The organism is Stakelama flava, from assembly GCF_019351405.1.
GTDB classification, from domain to species: domain Bacteria; phylum Pseudomonadota; class Alphaproteobacteria; order Sphingomonadales; family Sphingomonadaceae; genus Sphingomonas; species Sphingomonas flava_A.
The window spans coordinates 16,362-35,487 of the sequence record NZ_JAHWZX010000021.1 but is presented as its reverse complement, the minus strand read 5'-3'; the positions used below and the strand labels follow the sequence as shown (position 1 = coordinate 35,487).

General features: G+C 64.4%; 21 protein-coding genes and 1 pseudogene. 11 read left to right on the top strand and 11 right to left on the bottom strand.

The window, feature by feature from the left end:
- A partial coding sequence (locus tag KY084_RS15415) for a hypothetical protein (RefSeq protein WP_219239368.1) occupies positions 1 to 757 on the top strand: 757 nt, incomplete at its 5' end.
- Here KY084_RS15415 and KY084_RS15410 read toward each other — a convergent pair.
- Genes KY084_RS15410 through KY084_RS15400 form a run of 3 tightly spaced genes read right to left on the bottom strand, consistent with a single transcriptional unit; the run spans position 754 to position 2,870 of the window.
- On the bottom strand, positions 754 to 1,665 hold the full coding sequence (locus KY084_RS15410; protein WP_219239367.1) for a HEPN domain-containing protein: 912 nt from the start codon (positions 1,663 to 1,665) through the stop codon (positions 754 to 756). The genes KY084_RS15415 and KY084_RS15410 overlap by 4 nt on opposite strands.
- 60 nt (positions 1,666 to 1,725) lie before the next feature.
- Positions 1,726 to 1,962, bottom strand: a complete 237-nt coding sequence (locus KY084_RS15405) for a sigma-70 region 4 domain-containing protein (protein WP_219239366.1) — start codon at positions 1,960 to 1,962, stop codon at positions 1,726 to 1,728.
- Positions 1,959 to 2,870, bottom strand: coding sequence for an ArdC family protein (locus tag KY084_RS15400; RefSeq protein WP_219239365.1), 912 nt, complete (start codon positions 2,868 to 2,870; stop codon positions 1,959 to 1,961). The genes KY084_RS15405 and KY084_RS15400 overlap by 4 nt, the downstream gene beginning before the upstream one ends.
- Positions 2,871 to 3,521: 651 nt before the next feature.
- On the opposite strand from KY084_RS15400, the gene KY084_RS15395 reads away from it, so the two are divergent.
- From KY084_RS15395 to KY084_RS16500, 3 genes and pseudogenes are all read left to right on the top strand, one after another.
- Positions 3,522 to 3,797, top strand: a complete 276-nt coding sequence (locus tag KY084_RS15395; protein WP_219239364.1) for an HU family DNA-binding protein — start codon at positions 3,522 to 3,524, stop codon at positions 3,795 to 3,797.
- A 173-nt stretch (positions 3,798 to 3,970) separates the two neighbouring features.
- Positions 3,971 to 4,567 (top strand): annotated as a pseudogene (locus tag KY084_RS16505) (Abi family protein); the annotation flags it as partial.
- Positions 4,506 to 4,889, top strand: a complete 384-nt coding sequence (locus KY084_RS16500; protein ID WP_246587256.1) for an Abi family protein — start codon at positions 4,506 to 4,508, stop codon at positions 4,887 to 4,889. The pseudogene KY084_RS16505 and the gene KY084_RS16500, both read left to right, overlap by 62 nt.
- 245 nt (positions 4,890 to 5,134) lie before the next feature.
- Here the strand turns inward: KY084_RS16500 and KY084_RS15385 are convergent, their stop codons facing one another.
- The 6 genes from KY084_RS15385 to KY084_RS16840 all read right to left on the bottom strand — a co-directional run bounded on the left by KY084_RS15385 (position 5,135) and on the right by KY084_RS16840 (position 8,122).
- Positions 5,135 to 5,692: a lytic transglycosylase domain-containing protein gene (locus KY084_RS15385; protein ID WP_246587250.1), complete on the bottom strand. Its 558-nt coding sequence runs from the start codon at positions 5,690 to 5,692 to the stop codon at positions 5,135 to 5,137.
- 29 nt (positions 5,693 to 5,721) lie between these two features.
- Positions 5,722 to 6,225 (bottom strand): S26 family signal peptidase, encoded by a 504-nt coding sequence (locus KY084_RS15380; RefSeq protein WP_343228041.1) that lies wholly within the window; start codon positions 6,223 to 6,225, stop codon positions 5,722 to 5,724.
- Positions 6,218 to 6,442, bottom strand: a complete 225-nt coding sequence (locus KY084_RS15375; RefSeq protein ID WP_219239361.1) for a helix-turn-helix domain-containing protein — start codon at positions 6,440 to 6,442, stop codon at positions 6,218 to 6,220. The genes KY084_RS15380 and KY084_RS15375 overlap by 8 nt, the downstream gene beginning before the upstream one ends.
- A 151-nt stretch (positions 6,443 to 6,593) precedes the next feature.
- Positions 6,594 to 6,917: a DUF736 domain-containing protein gene (locus KY084_RS15370; RefSeq protein ID WP_219239360.1), complete on the bottom strand. Its 324-nt coding sequence runs from the start codon at positions 6,915 to 6,917 to the stop codon at positions 6,594 to 6,596.
- Positions 6,918 to 7,308: 391 nt separating this feature from the next.
- Positions 7,309 to 7,704: a DNA -binding domain-containing protein gene (locus tag KY084_RS16845; RefSeq protein WP_425516745.1), complete on the bottom strand. Its 396-nt coding sequence runs from the start codon at positions 7,702 to 7,704 to the stop codon at positions 7,309 to 7,311.
- 118 nt (positions 7,705 to 7,822) lie between these two features.
- Positions 7,823 to 8,122, bottom strand: coding sequence for a transcriptional regulator domain-containing protein (locus KY084_RS16840; RefSeq protein WP_425516744.1), 300 nt, complete (start codon positions 8,120 to 8,122; stop codon positions 7,823 to 7,825).
- A 383-nt stretch (positions 8,123 to 8,505) separates the two neighbouring features.
- On the opposite strand from KY084_RS16840, the gene KY084_RS15355 reads away from it, so the two are divergent.
- The 7 genes from KY084_RS15355 to KY084_RS15325 all read left to right on the top strand — a co-directional run bounded on the left by KY084_RS15355 (position 8,506) and on the right by KY084_RS15325 (position 14,090).
- Positions 8,506 to 9,183 (top strand): LuxR family transcriptional regulator, encoded by a 678-nt coding sequence (locus KY084_RS15355; RefSeq protein WP_246587248.1) that lies wholly within the window; start codon positions 8,506 to 8,508, stop codon positions 9,181 to 9,183.
- Positions 9,184 to 9,300: 117 nt separating this feature from the next.
- On the top strand, positions 9,301 to 9,888 hold the full coding sequence (locus tag KY084_RS15350; RefSeq protein ID WP_343228040.1) for an acyl-homoserine-lactone synthase: 588 nt from the start codon (positions 9,301 to 9,303) through the stop codon (positions 9,886 to 9,888).
- An 11-nt stretch (positions 9,889 to 9,899) separates the two neighbouring features.
- Positions 9,900 to 10,793, top strand: coding sequence for a phytanoyl-CoA dioxygenase family protein (locus tag KY084_RS15345; protein WP_246587247.1), 894 nt, complete (start codon positions 9,900 to 9,902; stop codon positions 10,791 to 10,793).
- 10 nt (positions 10,794 to 10,803) lie between these two features.
- Positions 10,804 to 11,391: a GntR family transcriptional regulator gene (locus KY084_RS15340; protein WP_219239355.1), complete on the top strand. Its 588-nt coding sequence runs from the start codon at positions 10,804 to 10,806 to the stop codon at positions 11,389 to 11,391.
- A 113-nt stretch (positions 11,392 to 11,504) separates the two neighbouring features.
- Complete coding sequence (locus tag KY084_RS15335) at positions 11,505 to 11,636, top strand: benenodin family lasso peptide (protein ID WP_219239354.1); 132 nt, start codon at positions 11,505 to 11,507, stop codon at positions 11,634 to 11,636.
- Positions 11,637 to 11,688: 52 nt separating this feature from the next.
- Entirely contained in the window at positions 11,689 to 12,348 is a 660-nt protein-coding gene (locus KY084_RS15330) for a lasso peptide biosynthesis B2 protein (protein ID WP_219239353.1), read from the top strand.
- A 206-nt stretch (positions 12,349 to 12,554) separates the two neighbouring features.
- Positions 12,555 to 14,090: an asparagine synthase-related protein gene (locus KY084_RS15325; RefSeq protein WP_219239352.1), complete on the top strand. Its 1,536-nt coding sequence runs from the start codon at positions 12,555 to 12,557 to the stop codon at positions 14,088 to 14,090.
- Here the strand turns inward: KY084_RS15325 and KY084_RS15320 are convergent.
- Together KY084_RS15320 and KY084_RS15315 are read right to left on the bottom strand one after the other, a co-directional pair.
- The gene (locus KY084_RS15320) at positions 14,067 to 16,169 is read right to left on the bottom strand and encodes an Atxe2 family lasso peptide isopeptidase (protein WP_219239351.1); all 2,103 of its coding nucleotides are present in this window, start codon (positions 16,167 to 16,169) and stop codon (positions 14,067 to 14,069) included. The genes KY084_RS15325 and KY084_RS15320 overlap by 24 nt on opposite strands.
- Entirely contained in the window at positions 16,163 to 19,099 is a 2,937-nt protein-coding gene (locus KY084_RS15315) for a TonB-dependent receptor (RefSeq protein WP_219239350.1), read from the bottom strand. Before KY084_RS15315 ends, KY084_RS15320 begins: the two co-directional genes overlap by 7 nt.
- Positions 19,100 to 19,126 lie beyond the last annotated feature (27 nt).

Below are 19,126 nucleotides of genomic sequence, written 5' to 3'. Positions count from 1 at the left end.
TGCGAAGCTGGTGCGCGAAAGGCCGGTCGTTGCCGATCCGGCCCAGCCACAGCGTGAACTCGTCGTCGGCCATCGGACGAAATCCTGCTCAAAACAGGAAATGAAGGTACGCAAAGGAAGGGCTGCAAGGGCCTCCAACGATGGCGCCATCGTCCACCGCAGAAACGCGAGCGCAGCGCGAGCAGTGGCGCCACCCCGGAGGCATGTCCGGCGCGCCCGCACGGGCATGGCTCCATCAAAAACGACGTGCAGACGCCACTTTCGGGGCCTCCTGGAGGCACCGCTTTTACCTTGCCTTACCCCCTCTCCCCTCTCCCGGCGCCACATCCTTTCCCATGTTCGCTATTTGTTCTATCGTTCCTGCTTCCCCGATTCGAACAGCGGAGCGCGCCATATGAGTATCCGGATAAAGCCCTGTAGTGATGCCAGACTACGGCTGTCAGGCGACGTGGAAACCGTGCTGTACCTGTCGCCAAAAGCCGTTCGCGACGGCTTTGCGATCGCCGTTTCCCACGGCACGTTGCTGCGCGGTAGTTACGATAGCGAGCGCGATGAATGCAGCTTTTCGGTGGATGTCGAAGGCGCCGGGCTGATCGCTATCGCGCGCGAAACGCGCGGCGATGTGGTTGATCTGGGCTGGAGGATCGACTGGATCAGCGTGGCCGCCGGTGCCGACGCGCTGTGTCCGGCAGGCGCTTCCGATGACGATCTGCAGCAGGAATTCCGCTTCGCGGATAAGGAAAGAAGAGCGGCTTAAGCCGCCTTGGCGAGCGTCTCGATGCGCAGCTCGCACGCCTCGCGAACTAGGCCTTGCAGCAGCGTCACGCGCTCGGAAATCCACGCAAGCTCCTCCGGCGTGATACGATAGGAACGCGAGTAGCGCGCCTTCACATAAGCGTCGCGCAGCAGCGAATAGCTGCGCTTCTGGAACCGGTTCTCGCGCGTCCAGACAGACCGCAGCGACGGCTCCAGCTCTTCAGCCATCTCGCGCAGCCGGTTCAGATTATGGGTCTTGGGCGAATAGAGCGTGCGGACGAGAAACAGGCAATGATAGAAGCGTTCGACAGCTTGATGCAGCTGGAAGGCAGCTTCCTTCGGACGGTCGATGCTCTGATAGTATGTCGCCCCCTTCGCGAACGCGACGGCACTCTCGAACCACTCCTCGAAATAGTCCCGCGTCTCCTGCAATGCCCGTTCGGGCGAGAGCGGTTGCGGCTCGACAAAGGGATAGCCGTCCTCCTCGAACAGCACGATGCCGTCGCGCAAAATGTCCATGAAGAAATAGCGCCCGAGCCGCAGCTTCTCATTCACATCGTCGAGGCTGTGGTAAATGAGGCTGACCGGCGTGCGCAGATGATGTTCCGCCGATAGCTCTTCGAAAAGCTGCGCTTCGGCTTTGTCCCAGTACTCTGAAACGTCGGTAAATTCCTCGCGATTGACCACCACGAGCAGATCATAATCGGAGAAATAGCGCCCGACTGGATCCTCGACCCAGTCGCCGCGCGCATAGCTACCGAACAGGATGATCTTGAGGATTTGCCCGCCGCGTGTGTGTTCCTGGGTGCGGCGGCTGGTCGAAAACGCGAACCGGTCGTGCAGCACCTCGACCACATGCGCCAGCTCGCGGCGCTTTCCTTCAGGCAGATGGTCGAGGCTGATCTTCATGGGGACAGATTCGCGTCTTCGGGTCCAAATGCCAAGCAAATAGATGACAGGTCGGCGGGCTCAAGGCCCGCTGACCGGATCGGTGTGGTTCAGAATATGCACCATCGCCGCCGCCAGATGTCTTTCGACTTCGGCGATGCTGATGCCGAGTTCCTCGGCGATTCTGGCATAATCGAGGTCCCGGAAGCGCGCCCGCTCGAACACGGCGCGGGGCAGTTCGTCCATCGTGGCAAGCGCCTGTTCAATGCGGCACAGAGCACGGCGATGTCGCAAGCGAATGAGCAGCCGGGCGGTCATGACACGCCCTCCTGCGCAGGTTCTCCGGCATAGCGCAGCAGCCAATCGGCCGCCTTGCTGGCAGCGCTCGCTGCCCGGAAGATCGCCAGCTCATCCTCGCGCAGCACCGCCAACCATGCGCCGATATAGTCGGCATGGCGAACACTCGGACGGATCGACAGCGCAGCACAAGTGAACGCGCTCGCCATCTCCGCGACCAGCTCCTCGCGGGCATAGGCAGTGCTGCCAAAGCCGCCCGACTGATCACGACCAAGCCGCGAACCATGCCCGGTCCAGTGCCCAAGCTCGTGGAGCGCGGTGCGGTACCAGTTGATCGGATCGGGAAAGGCGCGCTGCTCGGGTACCGAGACATAATCGCCCACCGGCGCGTAATAGGCTTCGATCCCGCCGACGCGGAAATCGGCACCGCTCGCCCGAATAAGCGCATGCGCGGCCGGCACTGCTTCCTCCTCGGACGGTAGCTCGGGCACCTCGGTCAGCGCATCGGGCAGCCCTTCGCACTGATCGACATTGAATACCGTGAAGCGCTTCAGGAACGCCACCTGCCGTGCCTCGCGCTGTTCGTCCGCCGCGCGCTCGGCCTCGCCCTTCGGCGTGAAGCGATCCGCATAGCAGATGCAAATGCCCTTCTCGCCCTTGCGGACATTGCCGCCCAGGGTTTGTGCCTGGCGAAAGGTCAGCCAGCGCTGCACGCCATAGCCACGCTCCATGACAGCCGCCCAGAGGATCAGGATATTGATTCCCGAATAATGCCGTCCGGTCGCGCCGTTCTCGGGCAGAGCGCATCCGCACGCGCTCGCATCCCATGGCTGCACCCAGGGCAGGCGCCCCGCTTCAAGCTCCGCAATCACCCGGTCGGTCACCTCGGCATAGAGGCTCTGCCGCGCATTCCTGCTGTTCCGTTCCATCTGTCTGCTCCTTCCTTAAACACCGCACCGGCCCCGGAAGGGGGGTGGCGGCGAGGAGCGGACCGGCAGTCCCGCTTGAGCGGCGGGGTGCACCCAAAGGGCTGCAACGAAGTGGAAGACCCGCGAAGCGGGTTGCGGCGCGCCGCGACGGGACTAGAGGGGAGCGTCGCCTACCCCCCTTCCCGCGGCCGGAAAACCAACGCCAGCGCGCCAGCGCTGACCGCATATCCACGCGGCGCGCAGCGCTGCACTGGCTCCGAAGGAGCGCACGACACTGCCCTCTCGAAGCCGGATGGCCGGCGCGGCGGCGTGCGCGCGCGGACCGTGTGCGCCAGCCGCCGCCGTGCCCCCCGGCCGGATCGCGTGTGCCACGCGGCAATCAAAGACGCTGCGACCTCTGGCGGTTTGGAACAAAGCCGCCAGTGTGCGCTCTGCTGAACCCCGCGTTCCGCTTTGCCGGCGTGCGCCGGAACTCGCGTTAGGTGATCGTTACCGCGTCAGGGGCTCGGTCGAGCGCCAGCGGAATAGAGCAGGGTCGCGCCGCAAGTGCGGAACGCCCATGATATCCTGGGATGGCCAATACTTCCGACCTCTATGGACGCGATTTCCCTCTACCAATATGAGCGGATCGACCATTAAAGGGAAATAGTCATGAACACCGCAGAACTCGCCGATCAAATCGCTATCGATCACGACATCGCCAAGGCTGACGCGCGCAAGATCATCGACGCGGTATTCGGCGCCATCACCGACGCCGCAGCCAAGGGCGACGAAATCGCGCTCAATGGCTTTGGCAAGTTCAAGGTAAAAGAAAGCACCGCGCGTGAGGGCCGCAACCCGTCGACCGGCGACACGATTCAGATTGCTGCCTCGAAAAAGCTGGCGTTCACGCCCGCCAAGGCGGTCAAGGACAAGCTGAACGGCTAATCGATGTCCCGCGCACCGCAAACCCGCGGTAATGCCCGCCGCCAACTTTTAGTGGAATCGCAGGATTTCTGTGCCTATATAGTTCGTAATCGAACCCGCCAGGCCTCTGCTTGCAAGAGCATGCACACTTGGCGGGTCTTTTATTTCAAGACCCTTGCCCGTTATGAAACGGCATGTCCCGGCCCTTCAACAAACCCGCCACTACCATTGCGCAGCAACTAGCGCATTTGCGCGCGCAGGGAATGACGGTCGCGGACACCGCGCGAGCGGAGCATTGGCTGCGTCATGTCAGCTACTATCGGCTCAGCGCCGACTGGCTCCCCTTCAAACATCCCAAGGGTCAGGCGGGCCCTCGCTTTGTCAACGGGACTGATTTCGACACCATCATCGCGCCCTACGAGTTTGACCGACACCTGCGCCTTCTCGTTCTCGACGCAATCGAGCGCATTGAAGTCGCGATCCGGGGAAGCTGGGCCTATGTACTCGCCCATAATGGGGGGCCCCATAGCTATCTCGATTCGGCGCGCTATAACGACCGCCGTCAGTTCCACGATAATCTGTCCCGGCTGGTCCGCGAAGTCGGCACCTCGCCCGAAACCTACATCGACCATTACCGCCGAAGCTATGACGAGCCGGCAATGCCGCCGGTCTGGATGGTCGCCGAGATGATGTCGTTTGGTCAGCTGTCGCGCTGGTATTCGTCGCTCGATGATCGGGCACTCCGCAACAAGATCGCACGGCCGCTCGGCTTTCGGCTTACCCGAAGCGGTACTCGTATCGCTGCTCAAGCATCTATCGACTGTCCGAAACAGCTGCGCGCACCATGCGCGGCTTTGGAATCGCGGATTCCTGCTCCGGATGAAGCTCCCGATGAAGCCGGCCGATCTTGTCGCCACGCTGGAATTGCCGGCGGGGAAGACACCTGCCTATCTCTACAACACGCTTGTTCTGATCCGCTATTTGTTGATGCAAATTGACCCCGCCTCCAACTGGCAATCCATCTTGAAGGCACATCTGGCAACGCACCCGACGGGGAACCTTGCCGCCATGGGCTTTCCCGCCAGATGGAACCAGCGACCGCTATGGCTTTAGCGGGCTAAGCCGGGCCCACGTCATCCAAACGTAGGACCGTCTTGCTTCGCGAAGACGGCTTCTTGAAGATGGGTAGCGACGCGGCCGTCAGGGACGCCACGGCGTTCCAACCGGGCGCCGCAAAGCGGTCGTGGAAGGAACCAAGGTGCACCAGCATTTTGGAAAGCCTCGATCCTTGCACAGCCGCGCGATGCCAGTCGTCATGTTGGGACTTATCGAGACGAGCCCCTCCACGCCCGCCCCACTCACTGCGTTTGCCGGATTGCGGGATCGCAACCGAACGGCACGAACAGCTGTCGCCATGGGGGCGGTGCGCCGGTTCGACCTTCCCGGCGGTAGCGCAAAGCATCCAGCGGGAGCACGGCTGGCGGGGCGAGCTCCGCTCCCGAAACGGCCGCGACATAGGCCAATGTCGCCTCGGGAAGCGCGCGCCGGCCCTCGATCCATGCGATGTAGCGCGCGGGGCCGGCATGATAGGCAGCGAACAGCCCGGGATAGCCGAACCGGCCGTACATCGCCCGCAGATAGGCTGTCCCTGCGAGGATATTGTCGCGCGGATCATCGGGATCGGCGCCGAGGCGCTGCGTGCTTCGCATCTCCGCCCATGTGCCCGGCATCAGCTGCATTAGTCCCATAGCGCCGCTTGCGCTGCGGATCGGGCGCCCGTGAAGATGGGTTCGGCCACCGCTTTCGGCGCGCATCACGCGCCAGATCCAGTCTTCGGGGATGGCGAAGCGTGTCGCCGCTTCGGCCACAAAGGGCTCCCAGCGTGTGACTGGCTGGGCATCTACAGGCGTGGCCATGAGCAACGCCACAACGAACAGCATGCGCCTTACCACGTCCATAGCGGCACCGCCTGACCCAGAAGGGCACCTCGCGGGACCGGCCCGAAATAGCGGCCGTCAAACGAGCCAGGATCGATGCCCAGAACGAGCATTTCATCGGGCCGGAGACGTCGGCAGCCTTGCCAGCGGGGCAGAAGACGTCCCAGTGCATCGCGCATGCGGCGCACCGCCACGACGCGCGTATCGACGGTGAGCAGCGCCGAGACAGTGCATACGCGCTGGCCCCCAGTTGCCGCAACGCGTTTAACGAGCGGAACATTGGCCGGAAGATAGTGCCGCTCGGCTGCGAGCCGGCGCACCGCTTCGGGCGTGCGCACAAGCGCCCAGTCGCCGACTTCGACGCGCGCTCCCGGGCGCACGAGATAGAGACCGACGGGCGTACTTGCGGACGCGTTCCAGACAAGGCGCGGTGCCGGCGGCACAGCGATAGTTGCAAGCAGACCGGCGCCGAGCAGCGCGGTCGCGGCCGCCGCGATGCGCCGCTTAGCCACGGCCGGTCTCCCGGTCGTCGCCGTGCGACCAGCCGTCGAGATCGTTGATATGATAGCGCACCGAGCCGCCATGGCGGCGAAAGCGCGGCCCTCTGCCGGTCCGCCTCATCGTCTCCAAGGTGCGCGGCGAGAGACCGAGATGGAAGGCCGCCTGGCCGGTATTGAGATAGGGGCAGCCTTCACGAGCGATCGCCGCCCGCGCATTTTCGTCGTCCATGGTGCGTGTTTCCTGCTGGCAGCGGGTCGGCCCGCTGTCCCCGGATCGCACCGATGCGGGCTTGCGCGGAGGGTCGTTTATCGAGGTCCCCCGTTTTCGCCCCGTATGCATCAAAAGCCCCGCCCGGCGTTGCCGGGCGGGGCGGAGGAGATCAGTCGGCGTTGCGGGCGCGCGGGCGCGACCAGATCAGGCTGTAGGTTTCACCGCCCTCGTCCTCGAAGAGGCTTGCATAGATGGGCTGCGAAAAGCTCGGATCGTCGAGTTTGACCGAGAGATATTCGCGATCCTCGGCCGAGGTGCGGGTCCAGCCCGCGCCGATCTCGGCGCGGCCGACGAACACGCGGTGCGAGGGCGCATTATCGTTGCTACGGCTGGTTTCGGGGATGATGCGAACGCCCTTGGCCTGAACCGAGAGGGTGACGATCTCGCCCTGATATTCCTGGCCGACTCTCTTGAAGGAACCGATGCTTGCCATGATTTTCACTCCTGTCTTTCGGATCCGCGACCATCGCGGCCCCGATGCCGGAATGAGGACCGGTACGCATGGCGCCGCACCCGCAGGGCCGAAGCGTCAGCGAAGGACCGCCGATCAAGGCTTTCTTGGCTCGCGAGGAATGCCGCGCCCCGAGGCGCGGGAGGGGAAGGAAGCGCAGGACGGCGGTTGCGGCTAGTCGGGCGAGGCGAAGCCGACATCGGTCATCCGGCGATCGTTCGGGGCAGCATGGGACAGATTTGAACACGGATCAGGAACAAGAGCATGGAATCACGTCCGAGCGATCTGGAAGTAACGGGGTAGAGAAGCCGATTTTTTGGTCCATTGGTAGGTGTTCCCACCCGGTGTCGAAGCATGCGCCGTCCATGTCCTCTCAATTATCTCTCGGTGGGGCCCCGCTCGAATCAGGATCGAGCAGGCTCCGCCACCCGCCCGCGGTCATCCTGGCGCCGAAGCGCAATAGCCTCCGGACCTTGGAGCGCAGATGATCCGACGCCGCGTCCCAATCGCGCCGGACAGGCGCGACGCCGAACAAAGCTTCGGCAACTTCGCGCTGGCTCGCGCCGTGCACCCTCGCATCGCTCGCACGCACGGCGAGCGTCCAGCGTGCCGCGCGCCGTTCGGCAGGGAAAAGCCGGTGAGGCATGCGTCCGAGCCGGTCGAAGGCGGCAAGCCGGCGGAGCGTCGTCAGCGGCGCGCCGATCCTTGCCAACCCGGTAAAGCAGAACCGCAGCGCGACGGGGCCGTCCCGTAAACTGCCGCCATGCACGTCGAGCCGCACACGGCGAATGCCGTCGGAGAGCAGCACATGCTCGCAAGCGTCCTCGCCGCGCAGCAGCGCCGAAAAGCAACCCGTGCGCAGCAGATCGACGCGATCCGCGCCGCTATTAACGATTTCGCAGGAAAGCACCCATGCGTCGGTCGCTGCGTCGAAGAAGATCGCGGCGTCCTGGGCCGAGCGGCTGGGGTCCTCGGCGAAAGAGCAACCCCCGATGCGGATCGGGACTGTCCGCCGGAAGGAAGAGCGGCACCGGACAGGCTTGCGACTCGGGTCGCCGGGCGCCGCGATAGTCGGAATCGCGGCGCAACCATTCCCAGGCCCAGCCTTCGCGGTCGAGCGATGCAAGCCAGCGATAAGCTTGCGGATCGCTGCCGTCGGCCGCGCGTCGCGCGGCTCGATCAGACATTTTTCGATGTTCCGAGGACGCAGCCGCAATCACTGCCGCTGCAAATAAACTGCGAACAATTCGCATATTTTTGCATTTTGGATACTATTGGGGCCAGATGGCGCATGATCGGCACCTCCAAAAAGATGCCGCAAGCACAACATGATATGGAGCGCTGCGCTTTCCCCTGAAATGGGGAGCAGGCCAACAGGATGTCGGGAAGGCGGTGGTGTAGCGGTTCGGGCGCGCGACATGAGAGCGATGCCACCCGAGCCATAAAAGGCGATCTGCGGGATCCGGCGGGTTGGGAAACGCCCCCTCGATCGATGCGGACGATGAGTGGACTCGGCATAGCCAGGGAGTTTTTCGGCCTGGCACGACAGGCGTCGACAAACGCCGATCTGATGCAGGCGCTGGCCTGTGTCTCTATCAGCATGGGTTTCGACTATTTTGCGCTGACGCATCATGTCGACTTCGCGGCGGCGGGCCATGCGGCGGTGCGGCTGCACAACTATCCCGACGACTGGGTCGCCTGGTTCGACGCGCGCCGCCTCGGGGTGAGCGATCCGGTCCACCGGGCCAGTCAGGCGACGAGCATCGGCTTTACCTGGCAGCGCGTGCCCGAGTTGATCCGGCTCACCCAGGTCGACCGGCACGTGCTCGATCGCGCGCGCGAACGCGGGATTGGCGATGGCTTCACCGTCCCAGCGCATGTGCCGGGCGAAGCAACCGGCTCCTGTTCGTTCGCGGTCGCGCCGGGGCGCTGCGTGCCGGTCGACAATCTGCCGCTCGCGCAGTTGACGGGTGCCTTCGCCTTCGAGGCGGCGCGCCGGATCAACGGTGCGCGGAGCCTGGACGCGCAGGCGCCGACGCTTACCGAACGTCAGCGCGACTGCGTGTTATGGATGGCACGTGGCAAGACCGATTGGGAGATCGCGCGGATCCTAGGGCTGAGTCAGGAAACGGTCATCCAGCATCTCAAACAGGCCCGCGAACGCTATGACGTGCCCAAGCGCTCGGTCCTCGCCGTGCGCGCCCTGTTCGATGGACTGATCTCGTTCAGCGATATTTTCCGGCGCTAGAGCGCGCCTATCCCCAGAAATGGGGATAGGCCGAAAAGGCATCCGGGGGGAGGGTCGCCCGTCCATCAGACGGGAGCGAAAACCATGTATTTGACAACCCTTCGCGGCGCGCACGGCGTGCCCGACGGCCTTCTCGCCGCAATGTTCGAAGCGCGCAAGCAGATCTTCGTGGACCTGCTCGGCTGGGACCTTCCGGTTCTGGCGGGGCGCTACGAGGTGGATCAGTTTGACGATCCGCGTGCCACGTATCTCATTCTTACCGACGAGAGCGGCCAGCATCTCGGCTCGGCGCGGCTGCTTGAAACCGAGCGGCCGCATATTCTCGACACGCTGTTTCCCAAGCTTTGCGAAGACGCGGTGCCAAAAGGACCGACAACACAGGAAATTACGCGGTTTGCACTTGATCGACACCAGAACGCCCGCCGGCGCCGCCGGGTGCGCGACACGCTTGTCTGCGCGCTCGCCGACCATGCGCTGGCAAGCGGTATCGAGGCCTATACCGGCGTCGCCGAGATTGCCTGGCTGCAGCAGATCCTTGCCTTTGGCTGGGACTGCGAGCCGCTGGGATTGCCACGCGAACATGGCGCGACGCTACTCGGCGCGCTGCGGATCGCGATCAAGCCTGAGACGCCGATGCTGCTCGCGCGCGCCGGGCTCGTTCCTGAGCCGATTGTCACGCTGCGGCCCATCCGCCACGCGGCCTGAGGAGAAGGATCATGGCAACGCAAATGCAACGCCCATTCTTCGCAGCCGATCACTGGCATGCGCAGCTTCAGATGCACGGCTATTGCGTCGTGCCTGACCTGGTCTCACCTGCGCAGGTGGCGGCGCTCGCCGCGGATCTTGGCCCCCAATTCGAGGCGACCGACTTCTGTCGTGGCGATTTTTACGGCGAGCGTACCAAACGTTTCGGTCGGTTGCTGATTCGCTCGGAGCATGCGCCCGCGTTCGTCCAGCATCCGCTGGTCCTCGATCAAGTCGAGCGCGTGCTGGGGGCGTGGTGCGATACGATCCAGCTCAACCTCACCCAGGCAATCGAAATCCATCCCGGCGCCCCGCAGCAAGTGCCGCACCGCGACCAAGATATGTGGGAAGGCGTGAAGGGCGAGATCGAATATCTGGTCAATGTGATGTGGCCGTTCACGCCTTATACCCGGGCGAATGGCGCGACGCTCGTTTATCCCGGCAGCCATGGTCCGCGCGCGCTCGATCCCAGCGAACCGGAAGTGAGCATCGCTGTCGAGATGGCGCCGGGATCGGCACTGATCTTTCTCGGATCGACATTGCACGGCGCGGGCGGCAATCGCAGCAACGCGGTCCGGCGCGGAATGATCGTCTCCTATGCGCTCGGCTGGCTCAAACCTTATGAGAATCAGTGGCTCGCCTATCCGCCCGAGGTCGCACGCGATTTCCCGCCCGAGCTCGCCGCGCTGGTCGGCTATCGCCAGCATCGCCCCAATCTCGGCAATTGGGAAGGCCTGTGCCCCTCGGTGCTGCTCGGCGAGCGCCTTCCCGACCGGATCGGCGCAGTCGATGCGTTGCGACCCGACCAGGCCGAGATGGTCGGCGCGTTTCGCCGCAGCCTCGACGATGCCGATAGCGCGCGCTGAGCGCTTCGCGATGAATGCGGCACCGGTTTTCGATCGGGTCTATAGCGGGTTGAAGCAGATGCTGCGCCAAGGGCGCAGATCGCCCGGCGCCCGGCTCGATCCGGCGGCGCTCGCCGATGAGCTCGCCGCGAGCATCACCCCTGTACGCGATGCACTCTACCGGCTGACAGGCGAGCGCATGGTTGATGGGGCGGGCGAGGGCTTTCAAGTGCCCTTGCTGACCGAACCAGACCTGCGCGACCTTTATGCCTGGAACCTGCAACTGCTTCTCGCCGCGCCACGCCCTGGCGATCTGCCGGCTGCGCAAATTGGCACAGGCCCGTCCGTGTTAATCGCCGAGCGCGCCGAAGCGCTCTTTGCTGGAATTGCGCGGCTGTCGGGCAATTGCGAGCAGCTCGCTGCGGTCACCGCGCTCAACGACCGGCTGTATGCGGTGCGGATCTGCGAAGAAAGCTGGTTCGGCGACTGCGAAGAAGAGCTCGCAGCGTTGGTGCAGGCGGAAAGTCGCGAGATCCGCGTGCTGCTCGGGCGCTACCATCGGCGGCGGATTGCTGCGGTCCCAGAGCTACTTCGTCTGCGCTACCGCGCGCATGGCTGAGATATTGCCACAGAACTTCCTGCAAATACGCCCCATATAAATTTGGGATTTCTGCCTGCCGTCCGGACTCTTGGACTGCCGCGACTCATCGCGGCGGAACCAAGGAGATGAACATGGACACGCAAAATCTTCGCGAGCTCGTCGATCTCGGCGCGGCCACGGCCGAAACGCAGGGCTTCCCCACTCCCGAAAACGACATCGTCGGTGTCGGGCTTCTGGCCGCCGGTCTCTCCGACGAAGACTGACGCAACTAGGCGCCGACGGCCGCTTCGGTCGTCGGCGTCATGGCGGCTCGTCATGGCGTGGCAACTGGCCCCCAATGTCACCTTCTGCATTGCTTCGGGAACGGTCCTGTTTCTCGATGTGGGCCGCGATCGCTATTTTGCATTACCCGACACGTTGTCTCCGGCGTTTCTGACGTGGCTCGAAACGGCTGAAGTGTCCGATGACAGTAAGGGAGCGATAGCGTTGTTGCGCGCAGCCAGCATCGTCCGGCGCGTAGCTCAGGCGACCAGCCTGGAACCTGTCCGCATCTCGGTGCCGGGCAGAACGCTCGACGAGGCTGCGCGCTCTTCAATAGGCGCGCGCTCACTCGCTATCTGGAGCAGGACGCGGGCAAGCTACCGCCGAACCCGTCGGCACCTGCGCCAAGGGGGGCTGATCGGACTGATCGAGGCCGCGCGAACATCTAGGCCTGCGAGCGATGACGTCCGGGACCCCGCTGCCGCCGCGAGAGAATTTCAGCGCGCACGGGGACCAAGGGCGCTCGAGGGAGATTGCCTTGTCTCCTCCTTTGCGATGCTGGACTTTCTGCACCGTCAGGGGTCCGATGCGCGCGCGGTGTTCGGCGTGATGGTAAAGCCCTTTCATGCGCATTGCTGGGTTCAGTCGGAAACTGAGATTCTGAACGACGAGGTCGACCATGTGCGCATCTTCACACCGATCCTCGTGATATGAGACGCGATGCTTTTGCGGCGCTGGTCGGACCGAACCCGCTTCCGGAACGAGCGCTCGCTTCGGACCTTCGACAGAGGCTGTCTCTTGCAACACGTCGGAATGTTCCGGGCTTACGCTTCGACGGCGCTCGGATCGGCGATGCGCTGCTGCTGCCGGATGGACAAGGTATCATATGGGGTCGGCTGTTCGATCGTAGCGGCAACCCGGTGCGCACGATCAGCCCGGACGCGGCAAGGGACTGGATCGCGTCGGGCGGACGCGATCTCGTCGAGACCTTCTGGGGCAGCTATATCGCACTGCTCGTTGGCAAGGATCACCTGCTCGTCGTTCGCGACCCATCGGGGGCAATTCCCTGCTACTATGCCTCGACTGCCGGAGGGCTGGTTCTTGCCTCGGACGCGGAACGCGCGCGATCGGCCGCAGCACTTCCGGTTGCGATCGACTGGGCTGAGATACGCTCCGAACTTCAGCATATCGGCCGGCGGACGGCACGGACGGCGCTTGCGGGTTTCTCCGAGTTGCTCGCCGGCACGGCATTGCGAATCTCGGAACGCGAAACGCGTGTCGCCAAGCTCTGGTCGCCCTATCGCTTCGTCGGCGACTGGCGCTCTTCGCAGGCCCCTGGCGATGCCGCGCAAAAGGTTCGCGAAGTCGTGGTACGGACGGTCCGGGCGCTTACTAGCGACTGCCTCCGGCCGCTCAGCGAAATCTCGGGCGGCGTCGATTCTTCGATCGTCACGGCAGCACTCAGGCTCGCTGGGGCCGACGCGCGCTGCGTTACCGTGCGGGGCGGCGACAGCGATCTCGACGAGCGCCCCTATGCGAAGTCCGTGGCGGACCGCTGCGGGTTTGCCTGGCAACCGGTCGCGCTCGACGTCGAGGACGTCGACATCCGACGAAGCGATGCGTTCGCGCTGCCACGTCCCAGCGCCCGAGCCTTTGCGCAGGCCGTCGACGAAGCAAGCCTGCTTGCCGCCCGCGAGATGAGGTGCGACGCCTTCGTGTCGGGCGGCGGTGGCGACAATGTCTTCTGGTACTTCCAGAATGTTCTTCCGGCACTCGACCGCCTTCGTTGCCAGGGCGTAGGCGGTTTTCTCGCGACGGTACACGATCTCGCCTGGATGAGCGGGGTATCGCGCGCCGAGGCGCTGCGATTGTCTGTTCGCCGTCTGCTGCGCCACGCGCCGCGGCCCTGGCCGCACGACATTTCGCTGCTTGCGCCCGACGTGCGCCGGATCGAACCGATGCCCTTACACCCCTGGCTTCCGGCGCCACCCGGCACACTGCCGGGCGTACAGGCCTATGCTAGGCTGCTGGTTCTCATGCAGGGACAATATGAGGCGGCACGCCGGGCCGAAGCCGGTGTCACCTTAGCCCCGTTGCTCGCGCAGCCGGTCGTCGAAACCTGCCTCGCCATCCCGAGCTGGTTGTGGTGCCGCGAGGGCCGTAATCGCGCCGTGGCGCGTGCAGCCTTCGCCGATCTGCTGCCCTCGGATATCCTCGCGCGTCGCTCCAAAGGTGGCTTTGACGGATTTGCCTATGCGGTGTTCCTGCGCAACCGCGCGGCGATACGCGAAATGCTGCTCGACGGCGCGCTCGCACGGCGAGACCTGCTCGATCGCCCGGAAGTCGAACGCCTGCTCAGCGGTTCGGCAGAGGTCTCCAATCTGCTCGCCAATCGGCTGCTGCGGCTCGTCTCGATCGAGGTTTGGCTCGCCTCATGGATTGCGCGCCTCGGCTGACGCCGGTCCCGCGCGCATCGCGCGCCACCGTGCATATTGCGCTTGCTTCGCCGGATCGGGATCTTCGCGATCGCGCAGCCAGAAATCGAGCCAGTCGAGCACCCGCTGGTAGATCACATAGCGATGACGTGGTTGCCATTTAATGTGATATTCATCCGGAAACACATAGAGTTCGACCGGCTTCTCGGCGTGGCGCAGCATGGCCACCGTCTCCAGCGCAAGCCGATATTCGCGGTCGGCCGCCTGGATGAGGATCGGCGCGGCGACGCGATCGGCATTTCGCGCGAGCGAATATTCTCGCCAGAAAGGCGCGTCGACTGCCCCCGGGGAGGGGTAGCCCCATGCGCGCGCTTCTACCGCAAAGGCTGGACCGGCCGCGAAGGCAACGGTCGAGGGATCCTCGCAGCAGGTACTGAGGATCGCGGTTCGGTAGCGGTCGCTGTGCAGCAACGCCCATTGGATGGTGGCGATACCGTCGCTCAACCCGGTTATGGCAATACGGCTCTCGTCGATCGCACCTGTGACGATCGCTGTATCGACCAGCGCTTCGAGCGCTGAAAATACCCGTCGCCGATCGGCCCAATCGAGAAGATTGGTCCGCTGATAGTCGGTATGGCTGGCCGCCGCGCTGCCATAAGCAGGCGGGGTTGGTCGCTGGAAACTCAGTACGGCGTAGCCGCGTGCCGCCAGCAGATGCACGGGATATTCGTCACCGGTCCCCCCACGCAGGAAGCCGCGCGTATTATATTGAACGATCACCAGAGGATGGCGCTCGCCGGCCTGATGCTCCGGCGGCAGCACCAGATCGGCAAAGGCGGGTGCGCCATCCTCCGCTTGCGCGGTAAGCCGCGTTACGGCGCCGAACTGCAGCGCTCCAAATTCGGGATTGGGATCGAATATCACCTGCGACTGGCCGGTCTCCGGCGTGATCCGGACAAGGCGACGCGGCTGGGCGGCGGATTCGAGTCCGCACAGGAAGCTCGAACCTTGCCGCAGGCAGCCATTGAGCGGGTTGGTCGTCCGGTACAGCGAAACCGGTGCTTTGCCCGGTTGCCAGCGGAAAAACTCGATTTCGCCGCGACGCTGCGTCCCCCAGTCGCGCAGGAACAGAAAGCCGCCCCCGTCCCCGGCCCAAAGCCCGATGACCCGGTCGCTGCACGCCGCGTCGCTGCAATCGAACTGCACCGAGCCGATGCGCGCATGCAGCGGTTTCGGGCCAAGATATTGCCCCTCCGGCCGGCCGGTCCAGGCAAGCGCACCCGTCTCGCTCTCCGCATGAAGCATCGCACCCGGAGGTAAGCGCGGATCACCGGAGGGCAAGAGCAGCCGATTTTCCTCGCTGGTAGCGGCGCGATCGGTCCCGTTATCGGCTTCGACCGTGCGAAACTCGAACCCCAGTGTTGCCGGGGGCTGGGGCACGCTTGCGGATAGGGGCCAGAAGCTATCGTCATAAAGATAGCCGCCGCCGCTGTCGGGATCCGCCTCGGGCGCTTCGCGGATGGCGTAGACCAGACGCTGGCTATCGCCTGCCCAGACGAAACGACGGACATCGCGTATCCCACGGGTGACTTGCTCGGATGCGCCGCCATCGCTGCGCACGCGCCAGAGTTGCGTAACCCCAGCGATACGGCGTTGATAGGCGATCCATTGGCCATCGGGCGACCAGAGAGGCTGCATTGCATCGAAGGCACCGGTGCCCTGGTCGGCCAGTCCATGCATGTCGGCGACAATGAGCGTGGGCTCGCCGCCGACATCGAGTAGCTGCCGGTCGCCGGTCGCGAGATCGATCACGAGCAATCCGATGCAATAGCTGTTACGCTCGATATCCGCGCGGCGCAGCAGCATCGCCAAGCGGCTACCGCCGGGCGAAAGAGAAAAAGGCGGCTCGCCTCCGGGCACATCGATCGCAATGCCGAAGTCGCGCAGCTCAATGAGATCCGATGCGGTGACTGGACGTTTCGGTGCGTCAGCCACGCCCCGGGGAGGAAGCAGCCGCACGCGGCAATCCTGCGCAGCAGCAGGCGACGCGATCAGAAGCAGCAGCGCCGCAAGCAGCAGGTTTCTGCAATGCCTCACCATTGCTTGCTCAGCTGCAGCGCGACGATCCGTCCGAGCGGACTTGCATTCTCGACATCATAGCCGACCGTCGTCGTGCCGAGCAGATAGGCGGTGCGCGGCGGGTCGCGGTCGAACAGATTGGTGACGCTCAGTACGAGTGAGACGCCTGGGACAACAAAGTTGCTTTCGGTTTCATAACGCAGTTGCAGGTCGATGGTGAGCCAGCTGTCGACCGGCGTGCCGGCCCCGCTCGAGTTATTGGTGTAGCCGTCGAGATAATTGGCGAAGACTGCTGCGCCGACGCCCCCGCTCGACACCGACGCGCGGCCGCGCAAGCGGAGATCGGGCGGATTGCCGATCGTATCAGCCAGCGTGATCGACGGCGCGTCGGCCGTCAGTTTCTGCCGGAAATCGATCAGATAGCTTCCACTGATGCCAAATTCCGCTGCGCCTTCGGAAAAAGGAAGTCGGTACGCGACATCGAAATCAAGACCCGACAGGCGTTGCGACGCGAGATTTTGGGTTCGCGCATCGACCACCGCAGTGATGGCACTTGCCGGTATCGGCGTCAGCGGCAAGAAATAGGGGCTGGCATAATAGCCGGCGACCGCCGCCGGGTCGGGACTGTCGTCGATGATCGGCGCGTAGACATCGCGGTTGGTGAAGAAGCTGAACAGCGCCGAGGAGGGATTCACGATCCGGTCGCGATAGACGATGTTGAAATAGGTCAGCGCTGCCGAAAAGCCTCGGCTTGTATCGGGGCGAACGTCGAACCCCGCGGTCCAGCTCGTAGCCCGCTCGGGGCCGAGATCCGGGTCGTTGCCTCGCAGGATCAGCGCGTTTGTCACCCCGCCCGCCGCAGCCGGGTCAGGCAGCGGATAGGCGAAATAGCTTATGGACCCCGCATCCTGGCGAAGGTCGAGGAAGCTCGGCGCACGGAAGGAAGTGCCCCAGCTCCCTCGCAGTCTCAGTGCGTCGACGGGCTGCCAGGATAGACCGAATTTGGGGTTGAACGTGTCGCCGATCCCTGCATAGCGTTCGCCGCGCAGCGCTGCCGAGACATCGAGCCGCCCGATTGCGAGCCCGCCGCAGTCAAAGTCCGACAGCGGCACTGCGAGCTCGGCATAGGCTGCGGTCACCTCGCGCGATCCGGTAAAAGCCGAACTGGTCGACACACTCGGCGTGAGGGTGGTGATATCGAGCCCCGCCGGATCGCTGGAGTAGCGCTCGCGGCGATGCTCGACGCCGAGGGCCAGCCGGACATCGCCCGCTGGCAAGGCGACCAGCGGGCCTTCGCCGCGCAGCTGAAACGACCAGAGCCGATAGCGTCCGCCGCTGGTCAGCGTTCCCCGGATGAAATCGATCGTAGCCGGGTTGTTGGCGCTGCCATCACCGAAGAGATTGAGCGCGCTCGCGGGATCGGTGTCGGCGAGCGCAACTGCCGCGCGTGCGGTGTTGACGAGGTTGTAGACGGTAAGGCCGTCCCGCTGCTGGCCGTAGGTGGCGCCGAGAGTGACTGTCCACGAGCGAAGTTGCACATCGGCGCTGAGTGAAGCGCCGAGGGCCTGGCTGTATCCCCGTCCGCTCTCCGGGCCGATATCGTTCAGAAAATTATAGGCGACCTGCACCGGCTGGTTGATGCCCAGCGGGTCGACATAAAAGGGGTTGGTGACCGGGACGGTGAGCGTCAGCGCATTGCGCGAAGTCGGACGACGCACATCGTAGCGCCGATCGCCGAACAGCGCCTGACCATGCAGTTCGACATTCGCGCCGATGTCCTGCGCAAAGTTCGCAAAGACTGCATGGCGCGCCTGGCGTGGCAGGATGTCCGAACCGGCATAGCGATCGGAAACGTTGACCTGACCTGGGATCAAGGCGCCTGGCTCAAGTGCCGTCCCGTCCTGCCCGGTGGGGATGCCGAAGCGCTGCCCGCCGGCAGTGATGGTGCCGGGAACCCCGGCGGCTGTACGATAGTCGCTAAGGCCGTAGCGACGCAGGTCCTCGCTGACATAACCGCGATCGGCGGCGGCAAGGCGGCTGCGGTGGTAATATTCATAGGCGATCATTGCATGGCCAGTGGCCCAGCGCGCGCCTGCAAGCGCGCTCGCCTGCCATTCGTCCACGCCGTCGCCAAGACCGTAGCGAACATTTGCGGTGAGGCCCCGAAAGCCGGTGCGCGGGATGATATTGACCACGCCTGCGACCGCGTCGGAGCCATAGAGTGCCGAAGCGCCGTCGGGCAGAACTTCAATGCGCTCGATCGCGCTCAGGGGAATCATCGAGAGATCGGTGAAGATACCTGCGATCCCCGCCATGGGAGGACGTTCGCCGTCGAGCAGGACGAGCGTCGAGGAGGGGCCGAGGCCGCGCAGATTGATGCCCGATCCATAGCTTGTATTGGCATCGGCGCCGTTGCGCGCCGTCGCGGCCGTGGTCTCGTTCGGACCGCCTCCAAAATTCTGCGGCAGCGCCTGCAGGATCTGCTGCGTCGTCGCATAGCCGCTCCGCTCGATGTCGGTGCGGTTGATCGTGGTGACTGCGGCACCAGCGGGTGCACGCCCGCGAATACGGGTGCCGGTGACGAGGATTTCGCTGTCACCGCCCCCCTGTGCCGCCGCGGCTTGCGCGCGGTCGTTCAAGGCACGCCGGAGAACGAGTGCGTCTCCAACGTGGGCGACCCGTAGGGGCGTACCGGCGACCAGCCGGACGAGTGCCTGCTCGGGGGTGAATTCACCGCGAAGCGCGGGCGCGCGCAGCCCGGCGAGCAGATCGGTGGGGGCTATGATCGTCGCGCCCGATTGATCGACCACAGCGCGAACCGACTGCGCGAACTCCTGCTCGGGCATTTCATATTGCTGTCGCTCGGTATCTTGCGCGCAAGCGGGCATCGCCGCGCACAGGGCAAGCGCCGAGCCCCCCATCTGAACCCAATAATATCCGGTACGACCCATGCTGCTGTCTCCCCCGCGCCCGCATTG

Excerpts from the sequence above, each read along its gene's own strand:
- KY084_RS15370 (WP_219239360.1), bottom strand. The coding sequence starts at position 6,917 with ATGGCAAGCATCGGTTCCTTCAAGAGAGTCGGCCAGGAATATCAGGGC.
- KY084_RS15400 (WP_219239365.1), bottom strand. The coding sequence starts at position 2,870 with ATGGAACGGAACAGCAGGAATGCGCGGCAGAGCCTCTATGCCGAGGTG.
- KY084_RS15395 (WP_219239364.1), top strand. The coding sequence starts at position 3,522 with ATGAACACCGCAGAACTCGCCGATCAAATCGCTATCGATCACGACATC.
- KY084_RS16500 (WP_246587256.1), top strand. The coding sequence starts at position 4,506 with ATGATCGGGCACTCCGCAACAAGATCGCACGGCCGCTCGGCTTTCGGC.
- KY084_RS15320 (WP_219239351.1), bottom strand. The coding sequence starts at position 16,169 with ATGGTGAGGCATTGCAGAAACCTGCTGCTTGCGGCGCTGCTGCTTCTG.
- KY084_RS15340 (WP_219239355.1), top strand. The coding sequence starts at position 10,804 with ATGAATGCGGCACCGGTTTTCGATCGGGTCTATAGCGGGTTGAAGCAG.
- KY084_RS16840 (WP_425516744.1), bottom strand. The coding sequence starts at position 8,122 with ATGTCTGATCGAGCCGCGCGACGCGCGGCCGACGGCAGCGATCCGCAA.
- KY084_RS15405 (WP_219239366.1), bottom strand. The coding sequence starts at position 1,962 with ATGACCGCCCGGCTGCTCATTCGCTTGCGACATCGCCGTGCTCTGTGC.
- KY084_RS15375 (WP_219239361.1), bottom strand. The coding sequence starts at position 6,442 with ATGGACGACGAAAATGCGCGGGCGGCGATCGCTCGTGAAGGCTGCCCC.
- KY084_RS15335 (WP_219239354.1), top strand. The coding sequence starts at position 11,505 with ATGGACACGCAAAATCTTCGCGAGCTCGTCGATCTCGGCGCGGCCACG.
- KY084_RS15330 (WP_219239353.1), top strand. The coding sequence starts at position 11,689 with ATGGCGTGGCAACTGGCCCCCAATGTCACCTTCTGCATTGCTTCGGGA.
- KY084_RS15385 (WP_246587250.1), bottom strand. The coding sequence starts at position 5,692 with ATGGCCACGCCTGTAGATGCCCAGCCAGTCACACGCTGGGAGCCCTTT.
- KY084_RS15410 (WP_219239367.1), bottom strand. The coding sequence starts at position 1,665 with ATGAAGATCAGCCTCGACCATCTGCCTGAAGGAAAGCGCCGCGAGCTG.
- KY084_RS15315 (WP_219239350.1), bottom strand. The coding sequence starts at position 19,099 with ATGGGTCGTACCGGATATTATTGGGTTCAGATGGGGGGCTCGGCGCTT.
- KY084_RS15345 (WP_246587247.1), top strand. The coding sequence starts at position 9,900 with ATGGCAACGCAAATGCAACGCCCATTCTTCGCAGCCGATCACTGGCAT.
- KY084_RS15355 (WP_246587248.1), top strand. The coding sequence starts at position 8,506 with ATGCAGGCGCTGGCCTGTGTCTCTATCAGCATGGGTTTCGACTATTTT.